The sequence below is a fragment of the Nitrincola nitratireducens genome (assembly GCF_000585235.1).
GTDB lineage: Bacteria > Pseudomonadota > Gammaproteobacteria > Pseudomonadales > Balneatricaceae > Nitrincola > Nitrincola alkalisediminis.
This window is the reverse complement of the sequence record NZ_AONB01000019.1, coordinates 82094-89928: the sequence shown is the minus strand read 5'-3', so window position 1 is coordinate 89928 and position 7835 is coordinate 82094. Positions and strand designations below refer to the sequence as shown.

Genomic DNA, 7835 nt, shown 5'->3' with positions numbered 1-7835 from the left:
TAGGTACCAACGTGAAAAATAATATTCACATTAATAAACCTTGATATGCATTCAAAAACCAAAACCATACAACTTGACTAATTGAGTGGAATAGCTTTATGAAGCATTAAAGCCTTATAACCGGAACAACTGACACAGCAAGTATGATCATCAAACGGGTAATACTGAACCAATACCTTTAACGGCCCCACCCTACAAATAACGACTTAGACCTTGCCATTCCCTTACACTTATCGTTTACTAAGCATATGAATTCTTTAGAAAGCAACGGGCGCAGTTCGCCCGACACGTGGCTCGACCTAGCCTATGAGACCTTAATCTCTAAGGGGATTGATGCTGTCCGAATTATGCCATTGGCCAAACGGTTGAACTTATCTCGGACCAGTTTTTACTGGTACTTCAAAGATCGTGAGGCGTTGCTGGATGCTTTAATAGGTCGCTGGAAAGCGAAAAACACGCACAATCTGATTCAACAAACTCAAGCCTACTCTGAGTCTATTACAGAAGCGGTATTAAATTTATTTGATTGCTGGCTCGACCAAACGCTTTTTGACTCGGGTTTTGAGTTTGCGATGCGCAACTGGGCGCTGCAGTCTGAAGAAGTGGATGTCGCCGTCAAAAAGGCGGATGAGGATCGTATTTCAGCTATTCAACAGATGTTTACAGCACACGGTTACCCCACTAGTGATGCCGACGTGCGTGCTCGAACCCTTTACTTAACCCAAATTGGCTATGTCTGCATGCGCTCGAATGAGCCGATTGATGTTCGCATGGCACGCATAGCAGATTACGCCCATGTGTTTACGGGCGTAACCCCTACTGACAGCGAACTTAAACGCTTCTTTCATCGTCATGCATTTACGTAAAACAGGTTAAATGATTCAACCTCAGAGGCGCTTTACTGAGTAAAGCGCCTCTGAGCAGAACACCAACCTTACTGCCAAGCACTCGCGTATTGAGCATCGCTCATTTCAGTGATCGTAGCGCTTCCTGATTTGATCATTTCCAAATAGCCCATGTAACGTGGCAAAATTTGGGCGAAATAGAAACGCGTGGTCACTTGTTTAGCCGCCAGATATGGATCATCTTCTCCCTGAGACTGCAGCTCAGCTGCACTTTCAGCTTGACGCAACAACTCCCATGCGCCTGCCACCGTTCCCAACAACATCATAAAGTTATACGCAATTGCGCCAGGTAACTGAGGATCTTCCGCACTGCCGCTTAACAAGACATCCCTTGCTTGCTCAACTGCGACAACCGCGGCTTCCAGCTGTGCAGCAAGGGCAGAAAACGCACCACCAGCCGCAACCGTCGCACGCATTTCCTCAAGCAGGCTTGCCAACGCTTCGCCTTTATCCATGAGGGTTTTGCGTCCAACTAGATCCAAGGCTTGAATACCATTCGTGCTTCGTAGATCGGCAGGATGCGTGCATCACGGAAATGTTGAGCGGCACCCGTTTCTTCAACATAGCCCATACCACCATGAATTTGTACACCTAAGGAAGTGACTTCTTGAGCAAACTCGGTACACCAGCCCTTTACAACTGGGGTTAATAAAGCCGCGCGTGCTTTTTCTTTTTCACGGCGTTCTGGATCTTCAGCATGATGTGAGAAATCAATGCTTCCACACGCATCATAGGTCAGAGCACGACCCGCTTCCGTCAACGCCTTCATTGTCAGCAACATGCGACGAACATCGCCATGTCTCATAATAGGACCGGGCTCTTTGTGTCCTACGGCAGGACTTTGAATGCGCTCATTGGCAAAATTCAATGCCTGCTGATACGCCCGCTCAGAAATCGCAACGCCTTGTAAACCAACCCCTAAACGCGCATTGTTCATCATAGTGAACATACAGGCCAATCCACGATTTAACTCACCGACTAAATAGCCAACTGAGTTTTCAAAACCCATCACACAAGTAGGGCTCGCATGGATGCCCAATTTATGTTCAATCGATAGGGGTTTGGTGTTGTTGTACTCACCCAAGCTACCATCTGCATTCACAAGGTATTTCGGAACCAAAAACAACGAAATACCGCGCACGCCAGGAGGAGCATCAGGAAGACGTGCCAAAACTAAATGGACAATGTTTTCAGTTAACGAGTGGTCGCCCCAAGTGATGAAGATTTTTTCACCCGTAATGCGATAGTGATCACCGTCCTGCTCCGCTTTACAACGAACTTGTGACAGGTCTGAACCCGCTCCACCTTCCGTTAAGTTCATGGTACCTGCCCACTCACCGCTAATAAGCTTAGGTAAGTAAATGCCTTTCAGCTCGTCACTGGCATTAATCGATAAGCACTCAACGGCGCCTTGCGACAACAGAGGGCACAAACCCCACGCCATATTTGCTGACTGCCACATTTCCATAACCGATACTGACAGTAAGTACGGCATGCCTTGACCGCCAAACTCAGGGTCAAACTGAAGAGATCCCCAGCCCCCTTCAGCATACTGACTATAGGCATCATGGAAACACTCTGGACAAACGACTCCGCTTTCATCAAGCTTGAGGCCCGTTTGATCCCCTTCCCAATTGGTGGGCCCAACGACATCACGAGCGACTCGGGCCGCTTCGTCCAAAATTGCACTGACCATATCATCAGAGGCATCCTCAAAGACTGGCATTGAAGACAGCTCAGTTAAACGAGCAATATGGTTGAGAGCAAGCTTCATATCTTTTACGGGAGCATTATAGTCAGCCATGATTAACCTTCCTCAAGTTGTTCAAAATTCAATCAAGTATAAAGAATTCAGTTTCACTCTTCACACCATTAGGGTTTTTACTTATTCTATCATGGAATCGCTATCTGATAAGTACAAAATCAGTTAGTCTTGATCTGAGTTTGATCTTTTTTAACATTGATCATTCAAGATTACGACGCATGTCTTTTTATATCATCATGAATGGGAGAATAGTATGGAAGAATTACACGGATATTATCTAGAAGATCTTGAAGTGGGTATGAGTGCATCCTATGCCAAAACGATTTCAGAGTCTGATGTATACCTGTTTGCAGGCATTTCTGGGGACAACAACCCTGTTCATATCAACGAAGAATATGCAAAAACGACTTTTTTCAAAAAGCGTATCGTGCACGGGATGTTTAGTGCAGCCTTAATATCGACCGTTGCGGGCACTCGCCTTCCTGGGCCCGGCGCCATTTACGTTGATCAACAGATCAAATTCCGTGCACCTGTTTATATCGGCGATACGGCCAAAGCAACCCTGACCATCACGGAAATAGATGAACGACGTAAACGCGTCAAAATGAACTGCGAAGTGAGCGTGGGTGAAACACTGGTGGCAACGGGTGAAGCCACCTTCATGGTTGACAAACGTCCGGCTTAATTCCGTTTTAGATGCAAAAGAGCAGAAGGAAATACGTTACAACGCCTTCTGCTCCGTCTCGCTCATCACAACCCGATTACGCCCTTCTGATTTGGCTTTATAAAGTGCGGCATCCGCCAATCGCATCGCGTGCTCGGGATCAGAGCTCAGATTAGGGCAATAGCCATGCACACCGATGCTCACCGTCAGCACAATTGTTTGACCCTCAAACTCACACTGCGATTCTTCAACAAGTTGACGAAGTGTTTCACAACGCTCATAGATGTTTTGAGAGGCATCCATCAGTGTAAAAATCACGAACTCCTCTCCACCGTAACGAGCGGTGTAATCTGTATCACGCTTAAATACCTGTTTAATGCAGGTGGCCAGAAATTGTAAACAATGATCTCCAGCCACATGTCCAAAGGTATCATTCACTCTTTTAAAGTGATCAACATCGAGCATGGCCACCATCATGCCTTGTTGTTGCCGAACGGCGAGCTGATGCAAACGATTATACTCACGATCAAAAAATGCTCGATTCCCCAAGCCTGTTAGCTCATCCGTCACCGATAAAAAGGCAAGCTTTTCATTGGCCAGTGCCAACTTGGCATTTAAAGCACCTAGACGTCGATTCCAGTACACCAACATCAGGACGATAAGCAGTGCTATCGTCACAATTCGCCATACCCAAGACCAATCCATCGACTCTTCAAGCTTTACAGTACGCCACGCATTTTCAATGCCTCGGCGGTCTTCGTCAGTTAAGCTGTCAATAAACTTCTGCAATATTCCTAATAAAACATCATTTTCAACTTGGACAGCCATAGTAAAGTTCCAATCAAAGGGAACTCGACCAATGACACGGATATCGGCAACACCGAGTTCTTGCAGGCTATGACTTGCCGTAGGTAATGAACTGATCAAGGCATTAAGATTTCCCGACTGCAATTGCCTTAACCCATCCGTCTCGGTCGCGATGGGGACAAATGTAATCGTTGGATAACGGCTCACTAGGGGATCAAATGCAACAAAGCCCTCTAAAACACCCACCCTCTGATTGGTAAGCTCATTTAAGCTGTTAATAAACGGGACTTCTATTCGACCTAAAACAACAGCGGGTAGCGAGTAATACGAACGTGTTAACGCAAGCTTCTCAGTGTGCTCAGTTTCAGACATCATTGGGATAACATCACAACGTCCTTCAGACAAGGCTTGCATGGACTCAGATCGATTCTGTGTTGGAAACAACATCATACGTAAATTAAGACGCTCTGATAGTGACTCTACAATTGATGAGGATATGCCCGTTAAGCGCCCCCGCTGATCAATAGCCTCCAAAGGCATTTGATTCTGATTCACACAGATACGGAGGGTTTTATCCAATGCAGATAAGTAATCAAGCTCCTCATCCGTCAAATTTTCAAGCGGCGGATTTGATGAGTAGCTGATGCCTGACTGACTTCCTAGCCAACGATTTTGTATAACACTCTGTTCAATAGGCGTAATGGCATTGAGGGCTTTATTCAAAATATCGGCCAAAGGAGCAAGCGAGGGCTTAACCCCAAAGCGCAAATCCTCCCCTGTGAAACCCTCTAAGATAAACTCACCCGCTACATAGACCCCCGTCAGACGTAATTGACTCACCCAGTGATTGCCGTTTGGTAAGGCTGCTATCACTACATCAACATGATTGTTTGCCAAGGCATTGAACATAGAAGCTTGATCAACATAGGTAAACAGAGAATCACCAATAATGTCTCGCAACGCCTGCTCGTAATAAATTCCAGATCCTATCGCAACCCTAAGTCCCTCTAAATCTGATGGATCGGTATAGCGCCAGTCTAAATCTTTGGAAAAGAATACATTGGGAATAATGTAATAAACGTCTGAGAACCGAGCAATCGCTTGTCGCTCTTCACTAAACGACATATTAGCCAATACATCCAACTCCCCTGCTTCAAGCCACATGATTAAACTGGACCATTGATCGACAACAGGGATAACCTGCAACCCCGTTAAATCCTGAATCCGTTTCAAGATATCAACCGATAAACCCTGAACACTTCCACCATCGAGAAAGCTGAAAGGCGCATAATCACGCATCAAACCTACTCTGAGCGGGCCAAGCTGACGAATATAGTCCTGTTCAGGTTGGCTCAATTGAAAGGATGTCTGCAGAGGTAAATGCTTGCCGCCATACTCTTGCCAGCGAACCGTTAAATCGGCCAGCCATTCGGGTTCAATACTCTGTAAGCCGCTTTCAAGCTTAGCATGCAGTTCCGGCTTGTCCTTTAAAACCGCGAGCCTGAAGTCCTCCTGTTGCACGCCGTCTAGAGACAATGCACCAGCGACCTCCAAGTGTCGAAATCCCGCTCGTTGTGCCAAAAACTGTAACGTCACATCAGGTCCAATGATGGCGTCTACCCAGCCAAATGCTAGGGCTCTTACAAGATTGGGTAGCAAATCATATTCAACTAATTCTAGGTTTTGCGTGTATAAAAGAGGTGCGTAATAAATGTCTTTTAGAATGCCGATCCGATAGGGACGTAAGCCATCAATGCGTTGAACCGAGTCAAGCCGTCGATTTGAGTCCTGCATGATAACCGTATTTCGGTAATGGTAAGGCTCCGTGAACAACATGCTATTGGCTCGCTCCTCACTCCAAGAGATCTCATCAATAACATCGATTTCACCTCTTAAAAAGGCCGAGTAGACTTCAGGCCAACTGCCAACACGATACTCAAAGGTCAACTCAGTAAGACTTGCCACCTTCTCCAGTACATCAATTGAAAAACCGGACGGTTGTGATGCGTTCATCCATGAGTAAGGCTCATTATCAGCAACGACTCCGACAGAGACTCTATTTGAAGTATTTGCTGATAGAGAAAAGCTGATCAACCCAAGTATTACAAACAGAAATACTGTCAGTAAACTTGACGAGTGCTTTTGATCACCCCTTCTCTTCAATGCATTCTCTCCCTACATTTAATAGTCTCGCAACCCTTTTAAAGACTGCTGCCTGAGCTTTTTCAATATTTTTCTTTGTTGAATCAACATGGTGCGCTGCAATGAGTCGGCCAAAAATACATCTGTAGCGACTAAGCCTTGCAAATACGCCTGCCAACGCCCTAATAAATACTCAGCTGAGATATGCCCTAAAAGAGCAGATGCCTTATTCATTTTGTGCAACCAAGATTTACCAAATGCTATATTAGCAAACATATCAACGGCCCAACGATACTCCTTTAAGGCTAGAAGGGTTGGAAACGAAACTCCTGGGGACTTGGTTTTCAAGCGAAGCTTCTTATCTAGCGCTCGCTTCCTTAATTTTTTTAGGCGTTTTAATAAAAAAGTAGCGTCGGCTTGATCTGTTGTGACAAAAATGTCATCCGAACGCACGTCAAACAATAAACGTAAGATTAGGCAACCTTGCTGGTGTAAAACAGGACTTTGCATCATTTCTTGCCGTGCAGTGGCACGATGAGCCAAAATCCAACTTTTAAGATCCTTAAGCGAAGCTTCTGTTTCTTCAAGGTCTATCCATTCCGGGATAAGCTGATCCGCAAAATAGTCCAGCTCAACCTGCTCACGAAAAGACTGTAGATTCTCAGTTAGCACTCCTTTCCAATGTTTAAACCATTGTGGATTCAATAGAGGTTTAAATACTCTTAAGACCGCAAGCAGTCGCTCCTGACTTTCAATCCACTGCAATAAGTAATCCGGCTCTTCTCGTGCCGTAATGCCAAATAAGTTGCCTTGCCATTGAACGAGACAAGCAGACACATAACACCTGAAGACCTCTTCCGACGTCATTTCATCCGTTTGTCTTGGAGCAACAAACCCAACGGGTTGCTCTTTCACCCCACTAAAGAGACGATAACCTCGCTCGGCTTTGGAAATATCACTGGGCGTCAAGGATAAATCGTTTGCCAAATCAATGGCGAGTGACACTAAGTCCGAGACATCTCCTTTTACCAACTCCAACTCTAGCTCACAAATTGGAAGCGTCTGTCCTTGCGCCTGGATCTTACCAAGATCGACCATCAGCAGAATTTCTGCCCCTGTAGGGGATTTATAGCAGTATGTCGAACGTTCAAAGTTCGTACTAAAGACGGGCTGTAAACGAACCTTTACAGCATCTAAGGTTTCACGAACGGAGTCTATTTCAATTTCAGAAAAATCAAAGTGACCATTGTAAAAAGTCTCCCATTCGGGGCGTTGGCTGACACCGGCTATCGACTGGCCTGCGCACTTCACAGTTTGAAGCCAAACATTTCCTTGTTGACGCGTTCTCAATGCCATTTTTAAACGTTGTAAATCCAAGGCTGAGGTATCAAAGTAAGTGTTTTCTAAGGTAACACTTTCACTCAGCAATTGAGCCGAGCTGACCAAAGGGTGAGTCATTAAGGCATTGATATGCAAAGGCGATAATTCTAGTTTTAATTCGGTTTCTTTACCCATTTTTTTCTCCTGGGGCTAGGCTTTGGGTAGCAGGCGA

The 7835-nt window shown here is 45.5% G+C and carries 6 protein-coding genes; 2 read left to right on the top strand and 4 right to left on the bottom strand.

Annotated elements, in window-relative coordinates; translation table 11 throughout:
• Positions 1–248 precede the first annotated feature (248 nt).
• Positions 249–866, top strand: coding sequence for a TetR/AcrR family transcriptional regulator (locus D791_RS14745; RefSeq protein ID WP_036513172.1), 618 nt, complete (start codon positions 249–251; stop codon positions 864–866).
• 68 nt (positions 867–934) lie between these two features.
• Here D791_RS14745 and D791_RS21880 read toward each other — a convergent pair whose 3' ends face one another.
• A complete protein-coding gene (locus tag D791_RS21880) occupies positions 935–1387 on the bottom strand; it encodes an acyl-CoA dehydrogenase C-terminal domain-containing protein (protein ID WP_337588669.1) in 453 nt (150 codons plus the stop codon).
• Positions 1378–2709 (bottom strand): acyl-CoA dehydrogenase family protein, encoded by a 1332-nt coding sequence (locus D791_RS14740; RefSeq protein WP_337588668.1) that lies wholly within the window; start codon positions 2707–2709, stop codon positions 1378–1380. The genes D791_RS21880 and D791_RS14740 overlap by 10 nt, the downstream gene beginning before the upstream one ends.
• A 214-nt stretch (positions 2710–2923) precedes the next feature.
• Between D791_RS14740 and D791_RS14735 the strand changes: the two genes are divergently transcribed.
• Positions 2924–3355, top strand: coding sequence for a MaoC family dehydratase (locus D791_RS14735; protein WP_036513170.1), 432 nt, complete (start codon positions 2924–2926; stop codon positions 3353–3355).
• Between the two features lie 36 nt (positions 3356–3391).
• Here the strand turns inward: D791_RS14735 and D791_RS14730 are convergent, their stop codons facing one another.
• Both D791_RS14730 and D791_RS19220 read right to left on the bottom strand, forming a co-directional pair.
• Positions 3392–6235: a transporter substrate-binding domain-containing protein gene (locus D791_RS14730; protein WP_272944854.1), complete on the bottom strand. Its 2844-nt coding sequence runs from the start codon at positions 6233–6235 to the stop codon at positions 3392–3394.
• An 87-nt stretch (positions 6236–6322) separates the two neighbouring features.
• Entirely contained in the window at positions 6323–7798 is a 1476-nt protein-coding gene (locus D791_RS19220) for a CYTH and CHAD domain-containing protein (RefSeq protein WP_051514581.1), read from the bottom strand.
• Between the last annotated feature and the right edge of the window lie 37 nt (positions 7799–7835).